Below are 18,612 nucleotides of genomic sequence, written 5' to 3' on the forward strand. Positions count from 1 at the left end.
GACCTGCCAGGCGGCCCCCTCCGCGAGGGCTATGTCGACCGCTGACTCTGCGGCAACCCGCGTGGCGAACGCAGGCCGCGTGCGATGACGGCGCCCGTTTGGCTGTGGTTGGCATCTGACGATGCACCGTCGCGGACCCTTGTCGGCGCTCCACAAACATCAAGGGTGCGCCGGGCGCAGGTCAGAGCTCCGCGCCATTCGCTCAGCCGAACAGCCGGCTAAGGAGGCCTTCGCCTGCTTCTTGATCAGAACTCTCTGCGGCCGGAGTCTCTCGTTGGTCGGAAATGCCCCCGATTCGATTCACGCCGTGCTCAGGCAACGAGCTCGGCATTTCATGTCCGACATGCTCTGGCTGGTCATTCCCGGAAGCGGATTGAACGATGCGGCCGCTGATCTCTTCGTCCCCGGCGGTGGCTGGGCCAATGCTGCCGAAGACTGTTGCGGCAGCCATGGCGGTTACGGTCAGGAGCTTGCGAATGCGCATGTGGGGCGTTCTCCGTTCGAGTGCGGAACCCTGGACAGGCCTATATCATCATCAACTACGAAATTAAATCCCAATGCGCCCATAAGTGGGCGAGGCGTACCATAAAGCAAGTGGACCGTGACGGGGAGTGCCGGCAGCTGTGCTCGTGCGTCGATCGTCAGCACACGCACCTCGTTCTCGCTGCGCCCGGTGCGGTTCCGCTCGTTGACCACGGTCGGCAGCGGCAAGCGCCCGCCACGGAGCCGGGAGGGTTCGCCGCGAACGGCGCGCGCCCGGCCTGATGCGCGGGTGCCATGCCGCCTGTGATGCCGTTCGCGCGGCCTGACGCCACCTCACCGACCGGCGCGGTGCGCACTACATGACGGTGGTGCGCGCACCCGGTGCGGGGTGCGCACCGCGTGCTTGGCCCAAGGCGGCGGCCTTCAGCGTCTCGAGGGCGTTCGCGACGTCCTCAGGGTCATCGATGAGGTGGTCGATCCGCGCCCCCGGCGTCCGCTACGGCGGCGCTACGCCGGAGGACGGCCAGCACCCCGATTGCCACAGCGACGTTGCCGACCAACAACTGGGCCTTGCAGAACGCTGTTCAGCTGCCGCGGCTGAGGCCTCCGGTGGACACGAGGTGTCCGTGCCGAGTGCGTTCGGCACGGACCCTATCCGCGTCGAACAGGACCCGCAGTGGTCGCACGTGCAGCATTTACCTGGCCCCCGGACGTCGCCACAGGCGCCCGCCTTGGCGGGCCGGGTGCGGCGTGCACCCCCGCACGACGATGCGCACTGCCATGCGGCAGTGCACTGCATCGTGCGCGCCCGGACCGGGAGCGTGCCGCACCGGGGCGTACCGCCGGCGGGGGAGTGCGGTGCATCGTGCATGACACGTCGCATCGCGCCCCGGCACCGTCGAGGGGTCGGTCATGCGGCGGCCCTGTGTAAAACTCCACGGCACACGAAACGATTCGAAGGCAGGACACATGCGTGGGGTGGGAGTGGCCGTGACCGCGATAGCGGTGATGGCGGCGCTGACAGGTTGCGGCTGTGGTGACAGCGTCGGCGCAGCAGGCGGGCGGGCGACGACGACTGCTCGTGCGGCTGAAAAGGTGGCCAGGGACGAGGTGACCGTCGATGCCGTGCGGGGTGATGTCCGGTCTGCGGCCGCGGCTGCGGGGATCGGGCGGCTGGGTTTCCTCGACACGAGCAAGGCTGGCACTCCGTGCCGCGTGTTGGGGTTTTTGCGGACTGAGGACGTGCCGAAGCGTGAGGCCGTGGACTCGGTGTCTGCCGTGCTGAAAGCGCGGGGCTGGGGACAGATGGAGCAGGTGCCGGCCGAGGACGCCGACCAGGCTTGGCACCTGGTGAAGAACGGCTGGGAGATGTTCCTGGGAGCGGGGAAGGTCCCGGAGGGAGCGGGGATCGTGTTCGACGCGTCGGGAAAGGCGTGCGGGGTGCCCATGCCGTCCCGGCCTGCAGCCTCCGATATCGCGCCTCCTGAGCCGCCCGTCCTGCCCTGAGCGCAGCCGCCCCTCTACGCTGCGGTGGGTCAGGCGGCGGCAGTGTCGTCGTCGCGCCGCCAGGCGGAAGAGGCAACCGCACGCGAGGCGGCCGAAGCGGAGGCGAAGAAGAAACCGTCGCCGTTTGTCCACGGTCATCGCCGGGCGGAAAGAGCGAATACGCACGTGCGAGACACGAAGGCTGACGCCACTCCGGTCATCATCTCTGTGCTGCGGGACACGTCAGGGCAGGGGCTCGATGTGGCGGGAACCGACTTGTGTTACTGACTTTGTTGGCGTGATGTCGTAGCTGACGGGTGGTGTGTGCTGCGGTAGGCCGCTGGTATGAGGTATCCGCAAGGGGGCGGGCTGACCGCCGAGTGGCAGGCGTTTCGTGAGCACATTCGGTTGCAGGCGGCCGAGTTGTTCGCTGCTGGTCAGGGCAATGCCGCGGTCGCCCGTGAGTTACGTGTCAGCGTGCGGTCCGTGCAGCGGTGGGGCTGGGCCTGGGAGGACGGTGAAGAGCGGGCCCTGGCTTCGAAGGGGCCGTTGTCCAGGCTGAAGGCCGGTGCAGGGACGGTCACGGTGGCGGTGCACGATGCCAGCCCCTCCCGCCCCGGCCGCAGCCGCTGGACGCGACCCGGCCGGGCACGAACAGGACCGGCGCTGACGTGGGCCGTGTCCGTGAGATGCCGCTCGCGTTGGGCGTGTGACAGGCCCGCACTGTGTCCGCGGTCCCTTGTCCGTTCCGGTGTCGGATGCGGGACCGCGCTCTGGCCGGGTTCGGCCCGGGCAGGCAGAGGCGCCGGGCGGTCATGGCCCGACAAGAGGTTCAGGGCCTCCGCACAAGGTCACGCGGCCCGCACCGCGCAGCCTGTGGGGTGGAACGCAGCTGTGCGGGCCGGTCAAGGCTGGATCACCAGGGACACCCTGAACGCGTTGAAGGGCTCGGGACTGGTCCGGGTGGAGCGACTGGAGTCGGGACACCAGCTATGGGTGCTCACAGAGAAGGGCCACAAAGGTGTCCTCGCGCGACGGCGGGTCCGCGCGCGCCGCCGGGCAGCCCCTCCGTCAGGGCCTGCCAGACCTCCGGCTGCCACTGCTTGTCGTAGTCGACGCCCGGGTCGTTGAGGCGGGCGTGCGCGTCGACGGCTGCCTCGCAGGGACCAACCAAGCCGACAGGGACCGCCCGTTTGGCAGGGCCAACGTCAACTCGAGCGCGGTGTCGTTCACCTCTGGAGGTGACGGAATGGGCGGCGGTAGAGCCGTATTCCCGCCGTTGTGGAGCGCCATGACGGGTGAACGCCTGTATGGAGAAGGGTTTCTGCGCGCGGGAGGCCCTTGGTGCAGGACCGGAAAGTCGGATCAAACCCGTAAGGAGGGATTGGCCTGCCGGTCCCTGGGCTGCCTACCGCGACCGCGGGTGGCGCCGCTCTCATAGGTCCGGTGCCGGCGGCATGAGCACCCGGCACGGTCAGTGTGTATCCCGGCGCGGCAAAGGAATGGAATGGCATGACGACTCCAGCGAATTACCGGAAGGGCTCGACGTGGCTCCAGACCATCCCGGTCGACTTCAACCACCCCCTCTCCGGCGCCGATCGCGCCGATGAGCGGATCTCCGAGGTCGAGGAACTCAAGATCCTCCACCCCGGAGTGTGGGAGATCTCCTACCACGCCCGCTCGTACACCGGCGGAGCGGGTGAGCTCGTGCGCACCGCACTGTTCAAGAACGGCCAGCTCATCCCCGGCACGGAAGCCCTCACCGGCGGCGCGGTCATGCAGACCACCGCGGGGCAGACCATCCTGGAGAAGTTCGACGTCAACGACGTCATCACGCTCCACGCGTACCGCATCGGTGGGGGCAACACCGCCGTCCTCAGCAACGGCGACGGACGTACGGGAGTCATGGCGCACTGGGTGAGCCCCGGGTTCTAGGCCACTCATTTCGGGCGGCAAAGCCGGACAAGGACGGCAGGAACAAAGAGGGGGGCGGGGGATGGCGCTCGTCATCGAACTTCGGCGTGGGATCCCGACCTCCCGGCCTGGACGGAAGCAGGGGCCGCGTCCCGCAGCGGGGGCGCTGAGGGGCTTCCAGTAAGGACCGTCCGGGTTCGAGACAGACATCGGCGGACAAGGGGAATTCCAGATGGCGAACGAACTCAAGTACGGTGACCAGATCCACCTGCAGAACGGCTACGGCGGCTGGCAGGGCGGCTATCTCGACACCAACAGCGGCAACCCCGCACAGGGCTCCAAGTACGGCGTCTCGACCACCAACACACCGGCCCGCGCGAAGGGCACCGGCACCTGGGAGATCCTGTCCGCCTCCGGCAAGGCCGCGGGCCAGCCTGTCACCAGCGGCGATCTGATCTACCTGCGCAACCTCTACGGCGGGGACGGCGGCTACCTCGACACCAACAGCGGTCCCACCACCACCCAGGCGAACGACGGCGCCAAGTACGACGTCTCCACCTCCCCGGCCAGGGACCGCGCACCGGGAACCGGACGCTGGCGGATCTTCGCCCAGACCTCCGCCCCCGCCGACAAGAACGTCCGATTCGGCGACACGGTCCTCCTCTGGAACACCTGGGACGGCAACGGCGGCTTCCTGGAGACCAACGGCGGCAGCTCCGACACCGGCGCCAAGTACGACGTCTGCACCAACGCCTACTTCAACCGCAGTTCCAACGTCGCCGACTGGAAGATCCACCAGGCCCAAGGCTGATCACACCAGCGTGCGAGCCCCGACGGCCACACACTGCCGGGGCTCGGCGTGTCCACGGCTGGCCCGTATCCCGGGCTCACGCCGGGAGCCGCGCCCGCCCCCACCCTCACGCCTCACCGCACGGGGGAGCCGTGACGCGGCGAAATTCATCCCCACGGCTGAGGCCCGGGAGGACTGCGGATTTCGCCGCACCGGAAGGAATGCACGTGCCGCAGCCCGCTCGGTTGGGCAGCGGCCGGGGCGCCAAGATCGCACCATGGCTACCGAACGAGGGACGGAACCGATGGCAACAGGCACTGTGAAGTGGTTCAACCCCGACAAGGGATACGGCTTCATCAGCCAGGACGATGGCGGCGCGGACGTGTTCGTGGAATCCGCAGCCATCCAGACCAATGGCCACAAGAGCCTGGAAGAGAACCAGCGGGTGGAGTTCGAGGTCACCCAGGGCTCGAAGGGTCCACAAGCGGAAATGGTCCGCCCCCTGTAACCCCTCGTTCTGTCTGTGCCCTGCTCCATCCGCGGGCCGATGGGGCAGGGCGCAGCCCGGGATTCGCCAACAGCATCCCGTTCAGGCCAGGCGCGCCGCCCGTACCTCCGTTGTCGGTGGCGGCTGGAACGCTGGTCGGATAAACCGAGACGAGCAGCTGCTGCGCGGCCGGGTGTACGGCCACGACCACGACGACCCTGACCCCGGCCCGCTGCCGTGGCAGACGTACGCCGCACTCGTAGGCGGGCCGCTGGACGGGCTGCTGCTGGACATCACGGGATAGCTGCCGGAAGAAGTCGACGACGGCGCTGCCCTGCCCACCGAAGTGTCGCGGTGGCCTGGCGGCCGCGCCCTGTACGACCCGCGCCCCGGCGAGCCGCGCACAGCGGGCCCGGGCGTGAGCTGCCGCCTGTACCACTCCGGCGACACCCCCTGACCACAACCCCGACCACGGCAGGTCAGCGGGCTGCTCATCCGTCACCGTCGCCTTTGCCTGCGAGAGGGCTGCGCAGACGTTGCGTGAAGGGGGCCCCGAGCTGGTGATGCCGGAACCGGGTGAACGAGACCGGGCTACTGCGGCCGTAGATCGTCGGGCAGCGGATCCAACGTCGTCCAGATCCTGACTGCCGCGGCAGGTGCTGCCATGGTCCAGGGCGGTGGTTCTTGGTAGGCGATGACCATGCTCAGTGGCAGTTGTTGGTCCATGTTGTAGTAGCCCAGAAAGAGCCCCAGGTCACGGCAGAGAGCGGAGGCTTCTCGCCCCGTCATCCCGACCACGTCAGGGACTTCGATACTTGCCAGCCTGGCACCCATCTCCGCACCATACGGTCGACAACGTCGCAGCGGCGAGGCTTTCGCGGTGCGGTGCGCACGATGCGCGCGCATCCGCACCACACCGACCGGCGCGGTGCGCACTACATGACGGTGGTGCGCGCACCCGGTGCGGGGTGCGCACTGCGAGCCTGGCCCAAGGCGGCGGCCCTCAGCGTCCCCAGGGCGTCCGCCACGTCGCCGCTGATCCTGGCGCGAACGCTGGGTGAGAGATCATTCAGCGCCAGACTGATTGCCAGTGCCCCCTGCGAGAAGCGGAGGGTGACCGAGAGGTTCGCGCCTACGTGGTGCCAGACTGCGAGTGTTGCAGGCCGCCGGTACCGGTCCCACTTGAATGCCCCAGACGCCGACCCCATCGCTCAAGATCGATCTCACCGATAGGTGCTGTACCAATCTTCTCCATGCCGATGAGGCATTCGGGCTACCTCGGTTGGCGGGTGCCAGACGCAGTTTGGGCCACGTCAGTTGGCGGGTGCCAGATGCAGGTGTCAGGCTGCCAACTACCCGCCCTACGCAGCCGGAACAGCGGGGCCGCCTCGACCACGGAGTAGCGATGGGTGCCAACGACCTCCTCATTCTTCGCTCAGCGGATCTGGATTCCAAACTGACCGCGCTCGGCGACAAGCTCGTCTCGGACCGGACCTTCCGCGAGCTCTACGTCAACGACCCAGCTCGGGTCATCCTCAAGTCGGTCTTCCCTGACCAGAGCGTGCCGGCCGCCGAGGTAAACCGCGGCAACCGTCTCCTCTATGGCTTGCTGAGCAACCAGCGGTTCACCGCATGGGCTCAGCAGTACTCCACCGAACTCGTCCAGAAAGCAAACGAGGTCACCCGGGAGAGCAACCCGGAGAAGGCGCTCCGCGAGTACCTGGCGGTAACCGACCGCGAGAAGATCCACCGCGAGGTGGCCACGGCTGTGGCGGAGTTCGCCGACGCGGAGCTCATCGCCGCCCTGACATGGCGCCCCGATCCGGATTCCATCGGCGTGGCGCGAGTGGCCGACGTCGCGGTCGACATCGAGGTGCTCATCTACGCGGTGGTGGCCGCCGCGGCCTTTGCGGTGGCCTTCGCCGCGGTGTTCCTGGCGGCACCGGTGACGGAGCGCGAGGTAGGCGTGAGCCGGATCGACGTGCAGCGGGTGGCGGCACAGCTGACGGAACGGCTGACCGAACGCGGCCAGGAGCTGCGGGACGCTGGCGTACTCGTCGACTTCAGTCGCCGCAATTCCGGCTACACCCGCTGATCGCATGGCACTCGAACCTATTCCCCGGCCTCGCGTGCTGTCCGTGATGCCCACGTTCCAGTGCACGGCGGCATGTACCCACTGCGGCACGATGTCGACGCCCAGCGTGAAGACGACGCTCGACACCGACGTCATGATGAAGACGATCGCGGAGGCCGCCGACAACGGGTTCGGCCTGGTGGTCTTCACTGGTGGGGAGCCGACCCTGGTCGGCGAACGGCTGTTGGCGGCGATCGGCCTGGCCAAGAGCCTCGGCCTGCTGACGCGGGTGGTCACCAACTGCCATTGGGCTACGGATGACGAGGAGTCCGACCGGTACGTCTCGGTGCTCCGTGAGCACGGACTCGACGAGATCAACTTCAGTACCGGGGACCAGCACGCCCGCTTCGTCCCGCTGGAGAACGTGCTGCGGGCGGTGCGGGCGGCAGTGCACCACTCCTACGCTCCAGCGGTGATGGTGGAGACGGTCGCTACCCGCGCGGTCACGAAGGAGAGCATCGAGGCCCACCCGCACTACCAGGAGACCCGGGAGCTGTATCCGGGTAAACCGGTGAAGATCAACGAGAGTCCTTGGATGCCCCTCAAGCCCAAGCGGATCACGGACTATCCACCCGGCATGGCCATCGATCGCACCAATCTGGCCTCTTGCACAGGCTGCGACAGCATTCTCCAGACCACCACCCTGCAGGCGGATGGGACCTTCGGATCGTGCTGTGGGCTCGGCATGCGACTGATTCCCGAACTGCAATTGGGGAAGGCCGGAGAGACGCCGCTCGCTGCAGCCGTCAAGGACGGCGAGGAGGACCTGCTCAAGCGCTGGATCCGTGCCGAAGGCCCCGAGCGAATCCTTGCCTGGGCTGCCGAGCATGACCCGGCCATCGAGTGGGAGGGGATGTACGCCCACCGGTGCCAGGCATGCCTGCGGCTGTACCAGGACCCCGCAGTACGCAGTGTTGTACGCGAGCACTATCAGGAAAAGGTTCCCGACGTCCTCTTCACGGAGTGGTTGCTGCACGAGTACCGGCCGGAATTCGCGGACTCCCCGACGGAAGCCCCTGCGGAGCCCATGGCGCCCTGACGACGCGGGCTCAGCTGGTCCTCAGGGGCCGACGAGCTTCTGGACGGCTGAGCGGCCGTCCAGTGTTCCCCGAGCCGGAGTATCTCCGATCTCCTGTCCCGTTCGTGCAGGTCACCTCGGTTCGAGGACCCCTCCTGTGTCTCTCAGCCTGCCTGCCGACGACCCCACACCGGAATCAGCGGTCACACTCCATCAAGCCGCGTCACCAACGTGTCAGAACAGCACACCTAGGGCCTACGTCGACGCATGGACCGCGTCCCGCATGTTGCGGTGGCTTTGTTCACGAGAACCGGTTCTGGCACGACTTCCGTGAAGCGGTCACGATCAGTGATCAATGGGTGTCTCGAGTGCTTGGAGGATCTGTCGTACTTCCTGGCGCCACTGCTCGGCGTCGCCGCTGTCCACCCAGCCGGTTGCCATTTCTGATCCGTCCTGGAGAACCCGGTCCAGTGCGAGTCTCGCCGACGCGCGAAGGGAGGCTGGCAGTTCGGGCAGCGGTTCCCTGGGGCCGTCGTCCGGGTCAATCACGATGGGACTATCCGGGAGGGTGCTCGCGACGAGAGCGCCGGCGGCAACAGCTTCGGCCCCGTCTCCGCCATCGACGCGTTCTCCCGAGTCGGTGACTCGCTGGAATGCCCGCTCCAGCACGTCAATGACCTGCTGGTGGGTGAGTCCCTCAAGTTCATCGACGAAGTCTGCGGCGAGGTCGCTGTCGAACGGGCCGGTTCCCCACGTTCCCATGCATGGCTCCTGATACGGCTGTCTCGGACGAAGGCATGGTTCCAGGAGCCACTGACATCGGTCACGGGGCGAGGAGGACCCGCTTGCGGAGGAGTGCGAAGCCGGCGCGACCGAACATCTGGCGCTTGAGCATCTTGATCCTGTTGACGTGTCCTTCGACGACGCCGGAGTTCCAGGGCAGGGTCAGGTCGGCGATGACGGCTTCGCGGTCGCGGTCGATGCCGGCCGCGAGAGTGTGGAGGCTGGGGAGGTCGTCCTGGCGGATGGCGTCGAGCCACTGCGGAAGTCGTTCCCCTTGCCGCTCGGTGAGCATCTGGGCGAAGGACCGGACGTGACCGGTCAGGGCTTCGAGTTCAGGGCAGTTGGCCAGGACGGCCTTGAGCCGGAGCTGTTCGATCTCGGTCAGCGTCTCGGGTCGGCTGAGGATCCATCTCGTCGCCACGCGGGGTGCCGGCGGCTGCGCGGTGACCGGCCGTGGCGAGGTGCGCTTCTCTCGCAGGTAGGCGCTGACCCGGCCGTAGCTGCCTCGATAGCCCAAGGGAACGATCTCCTCCCAGAGCTTCCAGGCGTTGCTGCAGCCCTCGTCCCAGCGTTCGTCCAGGTAGGGCTTGTACTCGTCGAGGACGGAGAACCTGTTGTGCTGCCACTGGCCGCGAAAGAGGTCTTCCGGCTTCGCAGCGTCGGCGAGGCTCTTGACGGTGCGGTGGGTCATGTTCAGCTGGCGCCCGATGGAACGGCGGCTGTGATCGGCTTCCAGCAGCGCGTGGACCATGGCGTGCCTGGCTCGGACGCGGTTGGCGAACCGCTCGCTCCGCCATGGAGAGTCCGCCTTCTCCTCGGGCGGCGCCGGTTCGTCGGCCTTCCCCTCGCGATCGGGGACCAGGACGCGAAGGCACTGGCGGTGGCGGGCGGCAGCCCGCTCAGCGGCCTCCCCGAGGTTGTGCCACAAGTGCCAGCGGTCGGCGACCTGCGTCGCCTGGGGTGCCCCGGCCGTGGCGCCTTCCGCGAAGAACGGGGCGCGATCCCGGCAGACGATTTCGATCCCGGGACGCTTCTCCAGCCATGCGGCCAGGCTGGACGCCTCAAGGTCAGGCAGCAGATCCACCGGCCGACGGGACTCGACGTCGACGAGCACCGTGCCGTAGACCCGTCCTTTGCGTGTGGCGTACTCATCAACACCAACCACCCGCGGGGCCGGGACTTCGGGTTCGGGCAATGCATCGAGCAGCCGCAACACCGCGCTGCGGCTGATGGACACTCCGAAGGCCCGTGCCATCCGGGCGCCAGCCCGGCCGGCGAGGGCGAGACCCACCGCGGCAAGAGTCGACCGCAACCGCTCCGTCCACCTGCTGTGCCGCCGCGTCAGTCCCGGCATCTGCTCGGCGAACGTCCGCCGAGCACACGAAGCCTCTGGGCAGAAGAAACGCCGAACTCGCAGTTGTAGGACCACGAGACGTCCCCCACTGGGCACGTCCGCAGGAAACCGCAGGTAAGAGCTGTGCACCCGGGTCGACTCGCTCCCACAGTCCGGGCATGCCGCCCCTACCGCCGTACTGCAGACGTCGATGCATATCGCCTCGTGGCTCACGTCCAGCGACAGCACCGACACGTCCGCGATGGACGGGAACAGCAGGCCCTCCAGGCGGGGCGATGTCTCTTCCACGACGCCGCACTGTCGACCACACCAAGATCGGCCCTGGTCATTTTCAGGCAACTTCCCGGAGCCTGATCGGAGCGTCAGCCGTCACTCAGCGTGCGCGCATCACGGAAAGTGAGCCAGAACCTGGGTAGGGGAGGCGTTTGTCGTCCGGTACCGGAGGCGGCTTCGTGTCGTGGAGGGTGATGTTGCCCAGTTTTGACGGCACTTGGAGCCTTGCAGTGGGACGATCGGTGTGCTTCTCCCGCTGGGGGTTCGAATGCACATATCGACGAGCAAGGTCGAGCTGTACGCGGCGATCCGCCGTGACCACCGTGCCGGTCTGTCGGTGCGTGCTCTGGAGCGCAAGTACGGGGTGACCTGGCGGACGATCCGCAAGGCCCTGGACTCGAATTGGCCCGAGCCCCGCAAGAAGCAGGCGCCGCGTCCGACCCGGCTTGACCCGTACAAGCCGGTGATCGACGGGATGCTGCGGGCGGACCTCGACGCGCCGCCGAAGCAGAAACACACGGTGAAGAGGATTTTCGACCGGCTGCTCGACGAGCACGCGGCGGACGGGATCTCCTACCAGATGGTCCGCGCCTACGTCGCGGTGCGGCGCAAGGAGGTCCGGTGGGAGGCCGGCCGCGGGCCGGAGGAGATGTTCGTCCCGCAGTCCCATATGCCGGGGGACGAGGCGGAGGTCGACTTCGGTGATGTCCACATCGTGCTGGCGGGGGTGCCCACTCGCTGCTATCTGTTCTCGCTGCGGCTGTCGTACTCCGGCAAGGCGGTGCACCGGGTGTCGGCTTCCTGCGGCCAGGAGGCGTTCTTCGAAGGCCATGTCCACGCGCTGTCCGTGCTGGGCGGGGTGCCCCGCGGCAAGGTGCGCTACGACAATCTGAAAGCGGCGGTCGCCCAGGTCCTGGGCTTCTCCCGGCAGCGCACGGAACCGGAGCGGTGGATCGCTTTCCGTTCGCACTGGGGGATCGAGAGTTTCTACTGCCGTCCGGGCATCGAGGGCGCCCACGAGAAGGGCGGGGTGGAGGGCCAGATCGGCTATTTCCGCCGCAACCACTTCGTGCCGGTCCCTGAGGTCGCCACCCTCGCCGAGCTGAACGAGATGGTCGACCGGTGGGATCTTGAGCACGAGGGCCGGCGCATCCGTTCCCGTCCCCGAACGATCGGCGAGTACTTCGCCGTCGAACGGCCGCAGTTGAAACCGCTGCCCGTCGAGCCGTTCGAGACGGGCCGCTGGTTCACCCCACGGGTCGACCGCTACGGACAGATCACGGTCCGCACCAACCGGTACTCGGTGCCGGTCCGGCTGATCGGCAAGACGCTCCGGGTGCTGCTGCACGCCTCCGAGCTGATCGTCTTCGACGACGGCCGGGAAGTGGCTCGCCACGAAAGGCTGAGCACGCAGGGCGGCTCGTGCCTGGTGCTCGATCACTACCTGGAGGCCCTGGTCCGCAAGCCAGGCGCCTTCCCCGGGGCAACAGCCCTGGAACAGGCCCGCTCGGCCGGCCGGTTCACGCCGGTCCATGACGGCTGGTGGGACGCGGCCCGCGCGGCCCACGGCGACAAGGAAGGCACCAAGGCCCTGATCGAGGTGTTGTTGCTGGCCCGGCACATGAGCCACGAGCACCTGGTCGCCGGGCTCGCGGTCGCGCTGCGGGCCGGGGCGCTGACCGCGGACGCGGTCGCGCTGGAGGCCCGCAAGATCGCCGACGGCGACCTGCCGGACCAGCCGATGCCCTCACCACCGCCAGAGCCCGCAGCGGCCGGGCCGACGCGGGCGACCGTCACCTTTCTCGCCGACTGGCGGCTGTCCCATCTGCCCCCGACACCCGGCCGCTGCCCTCGGTTGCCGCCTATGACCAGCTGCTGCGACGGCGCGGCGGGAGTGCTCCGAGCACGGGAGAAGCGACATGAACGCCAAACGCAACCGCGGGCTGACCGAGGAAGCCCGCGACCACCGCCATCGACCAGGCGTGCCGGATGCTGCGGCTGCCCACCATCCGCGGCCAGTTCCCCGACCTCGCTGAGGCGGCGTCCCGCGAGCAGATGTCCTACCGGGGCTTTCTGGCGGAACTGCTGCTGTCCGAGTGCGACGACCGGGCCCGCCGGCGCTCGGAGCGGCGCATCAAGGCCGCAGGGTTCCCGCGCGAGAAGTCACTGCGGGCCTTCGACTACGACGCGATCCCCAACATCGACGCCGCGACCATCAACACCCTCGCCACCTGCGAATGGGTCTGCAAGGGCCACCCCCTCTGCCTGATCGGCGACTCGGGCACGGGCAAGTCCCATCTGCTCATCGCGCTGGGGACCGAGGCCGCGATGAAGGGATACCGGGTGAAGTACGTCCTGGCGACCAAGCTGGTCAACGAGCTGGTCGAGGCCGCCGACGAGAAGGTCCTGGCCAAGACCATCGCCCGCTACGGACGCGTCGATCTTTTGTGCATCGACGAACTCGGCTACATGGAGCTCGACCGCCGGGGCGCCGAACTCCTCTTCCAGGTCTTAACGGAGCGTGAGGAAAAGAATTCTGTCGCGATCGCTTCGAACGAGTCGTTCGGAGGGCGGACGAAGACGTTCACCGATCCCAGGCTCTGCGCGGCCATCGTCGACCGCATCACCTTCGGCGGCAACATCATCGAGACCGGCACCGACTCCTACCGCCTCGCCCACACCAAAGCTCAGGCCGAACGCGCCAACGCCGGCTGAACCATGGACACAGCCACCGAGCTGGCCTCGTTCGTCCACGCCCGGCTGGACGAAGAAGGACGCGACGCCGTCCTCTTCCACGAACTCGACTGCCCCGTCTCGCACACGACGGGGCGCATCAGCCGCTGCGGCTGTCCCTGCCCCGCCCGGATTCTCGCCCGGATCGAGCGCACGGCGGAGCACGCCTGACCGGGGTCCTCAGAATGGGCTTCGCCACGCGGCGGGCACTCGCGGCTCGCTCCCGGCGTGGACTATGTGCGGGCAAGCGCCCGTGCCGCCGCACTCCCGGGTAGGCGGGGAAGTAGGCGTCGTGGTGACAGCTGCCACCTGCGTCGTTCCAGAAGTGCAGCGGCATGGACGGCATCGGTCGCATGATCACCAGCTCGGCGGTCTGCCCACGGACCGGCCCGCCCGCCGGACCCCACGCCTCCAGCGTGACTCCCAGGGACGGACCGGACAGCTCACCGTGCCGGACCGGCAGGATCGTGTGCCGCCGACGAGCGCGGTCGCCACGCCCGTCCCACCGCTCGCGGACTGCACCTCGACGTGTTCCCCGACCGGGGTGCGGATCCACTCGTACGCGGATGCCGGCAGGTGTGATCCGGCTGAGACGTCGTCAGGCGCCGTTTACGTTGGCCTCGGTGTGCCGGCTTTCGAGGTCGCCGTTCAGGGACCGCGCGAGTTCTGGCACAGGACGGTTTGGACGTCATGTGGTCGTGTGGTGCTTTTGGGTCAGGGGGCGGAGGTGGGGTAGAAGGCGTTGATCTCGGCCAGGACGCGGTCGGGTGCTTCGTGGAGGAGGAAGTGTCCGGCCCCGGGGACGACGGCGGAGGTGGCGTGGGGGGCGGCGTCCTGGAGGGGCGGCAGGAACGCGTCGGCGAGGCCGGCCTGGGTGATCAGGTGGACCGGGATGGTCAGCGGGGTGTCCTGGAGTTTGGTGTTTTCGGCCTCGTCCTGGGTCAGGGTCCGGTAGAGCCCGAAGCCGGCGTGCAGGACCTGGGGGCGGGAGTACACCCGGACGAACTCGGCGAGTTCGTCGTCGGAGACGTTCTCGCCGGCGGTCTTCACACTCTGGAAGAAGTAGGTGAGGAAGGTTTCGACCCGGCCGGTGACCAGTTCCTCGGCGAGCGGATTCTGCAGGAAGAAGGAGAAGTGCCAGAACATCGATTCGAGGGTGGCGAACTTCAGGTTCTTGCCGACGAGGGCGGCGTCCATGAGGAACAGGCCCGCCACCTGGTCGCGGTACTGGGCGGCCAGTGAGTAGGCGACGTTGAGGCCGTGGTCGTGGGCGGCGACCTGTACGTTCTCGTGGTGGCCGAGGTGGTTGAGCAGCTTGTGGACGTAGGTGGCCAGGACCGTCTTGGTCATGGAGGGTGGGTTTCCGGTCGAGTCGCCCAGGCCCGGCAGGTCGATGGCGATGACGGTGCGGCCGGGCAGCAGTGAGGGCATGATCGGGCGGTACTCGTACCAGCTCTGCGGCCAGCCGTGCAGCAGCACCATGACCTGCGGCCCGTCGCCGCCGATGACGTAGTGCATCTGCACGTCGTCGATGGTGGTGAAGCCGTGCCGGAAGTACTTGTTGAACTCGGCGTCGTCCTTGGTCGCCGTGTCGTAGCCGGGGCTGAGCGGCTCCTCCGACCCGACGGCTGCGGCGGTGGTGAAAGCGTTCATGGCGGTGTTACGTCCTTTTTCAGGGGTCCTTGCAGGAAGATCGTGTTGTGGCACGGTGGAGATGTACGCAATCCCGTGTTTTCTGGGGGGTGTGACCAGCCGCGGCGGAAGCCGTGGGAGGTCGGTGACGGGTTGCGGGCCGGGGTCCCTCTGCCTCGTGCAGGTGCCGGCTCAGCCGCAGCAGTCGCAGCCGGGGCGGCGGCCGCAGGCGTCTGTCTCCCCGCCGGCGGCCGGAACCCCCACGGTGGGTCGGTGTCCGGACCCGGGCAGGAGTTCCGGTTCCACCTCTTCCGCGATACTCTCCACTCACCTCCAGTCGGCGATCGAGAAGCTGCCGCCCGCGGGCCGGACGACCGTGGCGGTCAGTTCCCTCACCCGGTCGGCAGGTACCGGAACGCCCGGGGCCTGGAAGATCCATTCCATCGTCTTGTCCAAGCTCACGTCCTTGGGCACTTCCCCGAAGTAGGGCTTGCAGTAGACGGGCGTGCCTGGTTCGCTGCGCCAGCTGTCGGCGAGCGTGCCGATGTCCACCGCGTCGTAGCCGAGGAGGTCGAGCAACTCCACGACCTCCGCCTTGGCGGCGGCATCGTCGCCGGCGATCGGCATGGCACTGCGGTCCGGCGCACCCGAGGGGCGGGCCAGGCTGAACAGCTGGCTGACGACGATGTTGCTGGCCGCCTTGACCGCACGGGAGCCGGCCAGGTGGCGTTGCACCAGCTCGCTGCTCGTCAGCTCGTTCGCGTCCAGCTCGGCGATGCGGCCGTCGCGCTCCGGGTAGTAGTTCAGCGTGTCGATCACGATCTTGCCCGCCAGCGGCTGTGCCGGGATCTTCTCGTAGGCGCTCAGCGGGATGGACACCACCACCAGGTCCCCGGCCTCGGCGGCCTCGGCGGGAGTGGCCGCCCGGGCGCGGGGGCCGAGTTCGGCGACGAGACCGGCGAGGGACTCGGGGCCGCGGGAGTTGCTCAGGACGACGTCCAGGCCTGCGGCGACAGCAAGGCGGGCCAAGGTGCCGCCAGCGTTGCCACTGCCGATGAAGGCGAGTGTCTTGTTCATGGTGCTCTGTTCTCCCATGGGATGAGGGAATGCCGGACCGGTCACAGCCACGAACCGTAACCGGACCGGCTGGTCACTTTAACTACCGTACCACCTAACCGGACCGCCCGGTCATATTGCGTAGAGTGGACCCATGAGCACTGAAGAAGAAGCCGTTGCAGCGCCTCCCGCGCGACGGATGAGAGCCGACGCGGTACGGACGCGCAAGGCGCTGCTGAAGGCTGCCGCGGAGGTGTTCGCCGAGCACGGCGCGGAAGCGTCCATTGCGCAGATCGCGGCACGGGCGGGGATCGGGAAGGGAACCGTCTTCCGGCATTTCCCCACCAAGGAGGACCTGTTCGCCGCGATCATCGGCGAGGCAATCGACGGGCTGGTGGCAGTGGGCCGCCAGCAGGCCGAGCAGGCCGACGCCGACGCCGCCCTGCTGCAGTTCATGAGCGCGGGCGTCGATCTCTACGCAAACAACCGGGCGCTCGCGGAGGCCCTGCGTATGGTGTCGGATGTCCGGCACCCGGAGATACAGGCCGGACAGGAGCAGTTGATCGCAACAGCCGGGTCACTGGCGCGGCGGGCGCAACGCGACGGCTCACTCCGTGCGGATCTGAACGGGCAGGACGTGATGCTGCTGATCTGCGGCGTGTACTACGCCGCCGCACCCTTGCTGGCTGCCGATCCGTCGGCCTGGCGACGCTACCTGCGGCTCACCTTCGACGGCATGTGCGCCACCGGCACCGGGCCTCTGCCCCCGGCACTCGTCCACAACTCCTTGCTGCCGACGATCCGGTAGGGGCGACGGCGATGCTCTCCGAGGCCGATCCTCACAGGACATCACCGACCGAGAGGGTATGGCACAGCTTCTGAGCGACTTCAAATCTCATCGACATTCACGGGCCCTCAAGCCGCCAACCGCCATCCGAAGTCAGCAACAAACGCCTCCCACTGACACCTGCACAGCCAACTGGCCAAAGCTCACGCAGGATGTCCCGGTTGAGGAAGCGGCATAGGTCGTCACGCATGCCTTCGGCGAGCACCGTTCTGTACAGGCTCATGCGTTGGCGCGGCAGGTCGAGATCGAGGGTGCGCAGTCCGGACCACGCGATGTGCAGCCTCAGGCGTGTGCAGGGCTGAATCCTGGGAGTAAGCCTTCCGGTAACCGACGAACGTGTTGGTGACGGCGACCAGCGGTACGGCGACCACCGCGCCGCCGATGCCCGCGACCATGCCGCCCGAGGCCACCGCTAGCACCACGGCCAGAGGGTGCACGCGCACCGCGCGGCCAAGGATGAACGGCTGCAGGATGTGGCCCTCGATCTGGTGCACCGCCAGCACTACCGCCAGCGTCATCACGGCGGTGAACACGCCCTGGGTGACCAGCGCGATGACCACGGCCAGCGCGCCGGAGGCGACCGCGCCGATCAGCGGGATGAAGGAGAACAGGAAGATGAACACGGCGAGCGGGACGGCCATCGGGACGTTGAGGAAGTAGATGCCGATGCCGATGGAGAAGCCGTTGATGAGCGCCACCCACACTGTGCCGCGCACGTACGCCGTGAGCGTGGCCCACGCTCGCGGCCCGGCGCCGGCCACGCCCGGCCGGGCGTTCGCGGGCACCAGCTTCAGGGTCCACTCCCAGATCCGCTTGCCGTCGTAGAGCAGGAAGAGGGTGGAGAAGAAGGTGAGCAGGATGCCGGTGACGACCTCGACGACGACCGTCACACCCTCCAGCCCGGCCGAAGTGATGGCGTCCGTATTCGCGCCGACCGCATCGGCCAGACTCTGAGTGATGCCGTTGATCTGCTTGTCGGTGACGTGGAAGGGACCGTTGAGCAGCCAGCGACGCAGACCCTCGATACCCTTCTGGACCTGCTCGGAGAGGTTGTCGATGTTTTCCAGGCCCTGCCAGATCACGAACCAGCCCATGAGGCCGATGACGACGAATCCGAAGATCGCGGTGAGCGCGGTCGCGACCCCGCGCGGCATCCCTGTCCGCTTCAGCCGTGCGACGGCGGGTTCGAGGAGAGCGGTCAGCAGCAGGGCGACGACAAAGGCGAGCACGACCAGCTGGACGGTGCTGATGACCCGCATCAGCACCCACACGGTCCCGGCGAGCACCAGCAGCCGCCAGCCTGCCTCGGCGGCGACCCGTACCCCCCAGGGGACGGCCCGCGCGGGCTCAGGGCGCGACACGAAGGCCGACGGCGGCTCAGAGACGGGCGCAGGCGGTGAGGCAGCTTCCCGCACTCCTGAGGTGACCTGCAGTTCCTGAGCGTCCCGAACCGCCCGGGGTGACTCGGACGCGCCATACTCTTCGGCGGCCGTATTGTCCTTGAGCTCGCTCCCTGACCCCCGACTTTCGCGGTCGACGTCGGCGCGCCGCTCGTGGAGCCGCTCACTCAGCTCGGTGAGCCCGGCACCGAGCCGGCCGAGCCACCCTGGCACTCGCGACATG

The 18,612-nt window shown here is 67.9% G+C and carries 16 protein-coding genes and 3 pseudogenes; 11 read left to right on the plus strand and 8 right to left on the minus strand.

What is annotated here, in order from left to right:
* Positions 1 to 202 precede the first annotated feature (202 nt).
* Positions 203 to 484 (minus strand): hypothetical protein, encoded by a 282-nt coding sequence (locus M2157_RS48585; RefSeq protein WP_159049367.1) that lies wholly within the window; start codon positions 482 to 484, stop codon positions 203 to 205.
* Positions 485 to 1,473: 989 nt separating this feature from the next.
* On the opposite strand from M2157_RS48585, the gene M2157_RS48590 reads away from it, so the two are divergent.
* A complete protein-coding gene (locus M2157_RS48590) occupies positions 1,474 to 1,989 on the plus strand; it encodes a hypothetical protein (RefSeq protein ID WP_280868724.1) in 516 nt (171 codons plus the stop codon).
* Between the two features lie 979 nt (positions 1,990 to 2,968).
* Here the strand turns inward: M2157_RS48590 and M2157_RS48595 are convergent.
* A complete protein-coding gene (locus M2157_RS48595; protein ID WP_280868725.1) occupies positions 2,969 to 3,142 on the minus strand; it encodes a hypothetical protein in 174 nt (57 codons plus the stop codon).
* A gap of 338 nt (positions 3,143 to 3,480) precedes the next feature.
* Between M2157_RS48595 and M2157_RS48600 the strand changes: the two genes are divergently transcribed.
* The 4 genes and pseudogenes from M2157_RS48600 to M2157_RS48615 all read left to right on the plus strand — a co-directional run bounded on the left by M2157_RS48600 (position 3,481) and on the right by M2157_RS48615 (position 5,616).
* Entirely contained in the window at positions 3,481 to 3,903 is a 423-nt protein-coding gene (locus M2157_RS48600; RefSeq protein ID WP_280859120.1) for a hypothetical protein, read from the plus strand.
* Positions 3,904 to 4,114: 211 nt separating this feature from the next.
* Positions 4,115 to 4,693 (plus strand): hypothetical protein, encoded by a 579-nt coding sequence (locus M2157_RS48605; protein ID WP_280859119.1) that lies wholly within the window; start codon positions 4,115 to 4,117, stop codon positions 4,691 to 4,693.
* 283 nt (positions 4,694 to 4,976) lie between these two features.
* On the plus strand, positions 4,977 to 5,180 hold the full coding sequence (locus M2157_RS48610; RefSeq protein WP_280859633.1) for a cold-shock protein: 204 nt from the start codon (positions 4,977 to 4,979) through the stop codon (positions 5,178 to 5,180).
* 139 nt (positions 5,181 to 5,319) lie between these two features.
* Positions 5,320 to 5,616 (plus strand): annotated as a pseudogene (locus tag M2157_RS48615) (hypothetical protein).
* A gap of 134 nt (positions 5,617 to 5,750) precedes the next feature.
* Here M2157_RS48615 and M2157_RS48620 read toward each other — a convergent pair.
* A complete protein-coding gene (locus tag M2157_RS48620; protein ID WP_280868726.1) occupies positions 5,751 to 6,095 on the minus strand; it encodes a PASTA domain-containing protein in 345 nt (114 codons plus the stop codon).
* A gap of 469 nt (positions 6,096 to 6,564) precedes the next feature.
* Here M2157_RS48620 and M2157_RS48625 point away from each other — a divergent pair, with 469 nt between their 5' ends.
* Together M2157_RS48625 and M2157_RS48630 are read left to right on the plus strand one after the other, a co-directional pair.
* Positions 6,565 to 7,254: a hypothetical protein gene (locus M2157_RS48625; RefSeq protein WP_280868727.1), complete on the plus strand. Its 690-nt coding sequence runs from the start codon at positions 6,565 to 6,567 to the stop codon at positions 7,252 to 7,254.
* Positions 7,255 to 7,300: 46 nt separating this feature from the next.
* Positions 7,301 to 8,332, plus strand: coding sequence for a radical SAM protein (locus M2157_RS48630; RefSeq protein ID WP_280868728.1), 1,032 nt, complete (start codon positions 7,301 to 7,303; stop codon positions 8,330 to 8,332).
* Between the two features lie 324 nt (positions 8,333 to 8,656).
* Here the strand turns inward: M2157_RS48630 and M2157_RS48635 are convergent, their stop codons facing one another.
* Together M2157_RS48635 and M2157_RS48640 are read right to left on the minus strand one after the other, a co-directional pair.
* On the minus strand, positions 8,657 to 9,073 hold the full coding sequence (locus tag M2157_RS48635; protein WP_280868729.1) for a DUF4259 domain-containing protein: 417 nt from the start codon (positions 9,071 to 9,073) through the stop codon (positions 8,657 to 8,659).
* A 61-nt stretch (positions 9,074 to 9,134) separates the two neighbouring features.
* Positions 9,135 to 10,736 (minus strand): ISL3 family transposase, encoded by a 1,602-nt coding sequence (locus M2157_RS48640; RefSeq protein WP_348541850.1) that lies wholly within the window; start codon positions 10,734 to 10,736, stop codon positions 9,135 to 9,137.
* A gap of 253 nt (positions 10,737 to 10,989) precedes the next feature.
* On the opposite strand from M2157_RS48640, the pseudogene istA reads away from it, so the two are divergent.
* The 3 genes and pseudogenes from istA to M2157_RS48655 form a co-directional block, all read left to right on the plus strand.
* Positions 10,990 to 11,880 (plus strand): annotated as a pseudogene (gene istA / locus M2157_RS48645) (IS21 family transposase); the annotation flags it as partial.
* A 760-nt stretch (positions 11,881 to 12,640) separates the two neighbouring features.
* Positions 12,641 to 13,436, plus strand: a pseudogene (istB, locus tag M2157_RS48650) (IS21-like element helper ATPase IstB).
* A gap of 3 nt (positions 13,437 to 13,439) precedes the next feature.
* Positions 13,440 to 13,625 carry a hypothetical protein gene (locus M2157_RS48655; protein WP_033329514.1) on the plus strand — a complete coding sequence of 62 codons (186 nt, stop codon included), beginning with the start codon at positions 13,440 to 13,442 and terminating at the stop codon, positions 13,623 to 13,625.
* A 543-nt stretch (positions 13,626 to 14,168) separates the two neighbouring features.
* Here the strand turns inward: M2157_RS48655 and M2157_RS48660 are convergent.
* Both M2157_RS48660 and M2157_RS48665 read right to left on the minus strand, forming a co-directional pair.
* On the minus strand, positions 14,169 to 15,107 hold the full coding sequence (locus M2157_RS48660; RefSeq protein WP_280868730.1) for an alpha/beta hydrolase: 939 nt from the start codon (positions 15,105 to 15,107) through the stop codon (positions 14,169 to 14,171).
* 306 nt (positions 15,108 to 15,413) lie between these two features.
* Complete coding sequence (locus M2157_RS48665) at positions 15,414 to 16,163, minus strand: NAD(P)-binding domain-containing protein (RefSeq protein ID WP_280868791.1); 750 nt, start codon at positions 16,161 to 16,163, stop codon at positions 15,414 to 15,416.
* A gap of 133 nt (positions 16,164 to 16,296) precedes the next feature.
* Here M2157_RS48665 and M2157_RS48670 point away from each other — a divergent pair, with 133 nt between their 5' ends.
* Positions 16,297 to 16,950, plus strand: coding sequence for a helix-turn-helix domain-containing protein (locus M2157_RS48670; RefSeq protein WP_280865379.1), 654 nt, complete (start codon positions 16,297 to 16,299; stop codon positions 16,948 to 16,950).
* A gap of 221 nt (positions 16,951 to 17,171) precedes the next feature.
* Here the strand turns inward: M2157_RS48670 and M2157_RS48675 are convergent, their stop codons facing one another.
* Positions 17,172 to 18,611 carry an AI-2E family transporter gene (locus M2157_RS48675; protein ID WP_280868731.1) on the minus strand — a complete coding sequence of 480 codons (1,440 nt, stop codon included), beginning with the start codon at positions 18,609 to 18,611 and terminating at the stop codon, positions 17,172 to 17,174.
* Between the last annotated feature and the right edge of the window lies 1 nt (position 18,612).

The sequence above is a fragment of the Streptomyces sp. SAI-127 genome (assembly GCF_029894425.1).
Taxonomy (GTDB): Bacteria; Actinomycetota; Actinomycetes; order Streptomycetales; family Streptomycetaceae; genus Streptomyces.

Excerpts from the sequence above, each read along its gene's own strand:
- M2157_RS48585 (WP_159049367.1), bottom strand. The coding sequence starts at position 484 with ATGCGCATTCGCAAGCTCCTGACCGTAACCGCCATGGCTGCCGCAACA.
- M2157_RS48600 (WP_280859120.1), top strand. The coding sequence starts at position 3,481 with ATGACGACTCCAGCGAATTACCGGAAGGGCTCGACGTGGCTCCAGACC.
- M2157_RS48605 (WP_280859119.1), top strand. The coding sequence starts at position 4,115 with ATGGCGAACGAACTCAAGTACGGTGACCAGATCCACCTGCAGAACGGC.
- M2157_RS48610 (WP_280859633.1), top strand. The coding sequence starts at position 4,977 with ATGGCAACAGGCACTGTGAAGTGGTTCAACCCCGACAAGGGATACGGC.
- M2157_RS48625 (WP_280868727.1), top strand. The coding sequence starts at position 6,565 with ATGGGTGCCAACGACCTCCTCATTCTTCGCTCAGCGGATCTGGATTCC.
- M2157_RS48630 (WP_280868728.1), top strand. The coding sequence starts at position 7,301 with ATGCCCACGTTCCAGTGCACGGCGGCATGTACCCACTGCGGCACGATG.
- M2157_RS48635 (WP_280868729.1), bottom strand. The coding sequence starts at position 9,073 with ATGGGAACGTGGGGAACCGGCCCGTTCGACAGCGACCTCGCCGCAGAC.
- M2157_RS48655 (WP_033329514.1), top strand. The coding sequence starts at position 13,440 with ATGGACACAGCCACCGAGCTGGCCTCGTTCGTCCACGCCCGGCTGGAC.
- M2157_RS48660 (WP_280868730.1), bottom strand. The coding sequence starts at position 15,107 with ATGAACGCTTTCACCACCGCCGCAGCCGTCGGGTCGGAGGAGCCGCTC.
- M2157_RS48665 (WP_280868791.1), bottom strand. The coding sequence starts at position 16,163 with ATGAACAAGACACTCGCCTTCATCGGCAGTGGCAACGCTGGCGGCACC.
- M2157_RS48670 (WP_280865379.1), top strand. The coding sequence starts at position 16,297 with ATGAGCACTGAAGAAGAAGCCGTTGCAGCGCCTCCCGCGCGACGGATG.
- M2157_RS48675 (WP_280868731.1), bottom strand. The coding sequence starts at position 18,611 with ATGTCGCGAGTGCCAGGGTGGCTCGGCCGGCTCGGTGCCGGGCTCACC.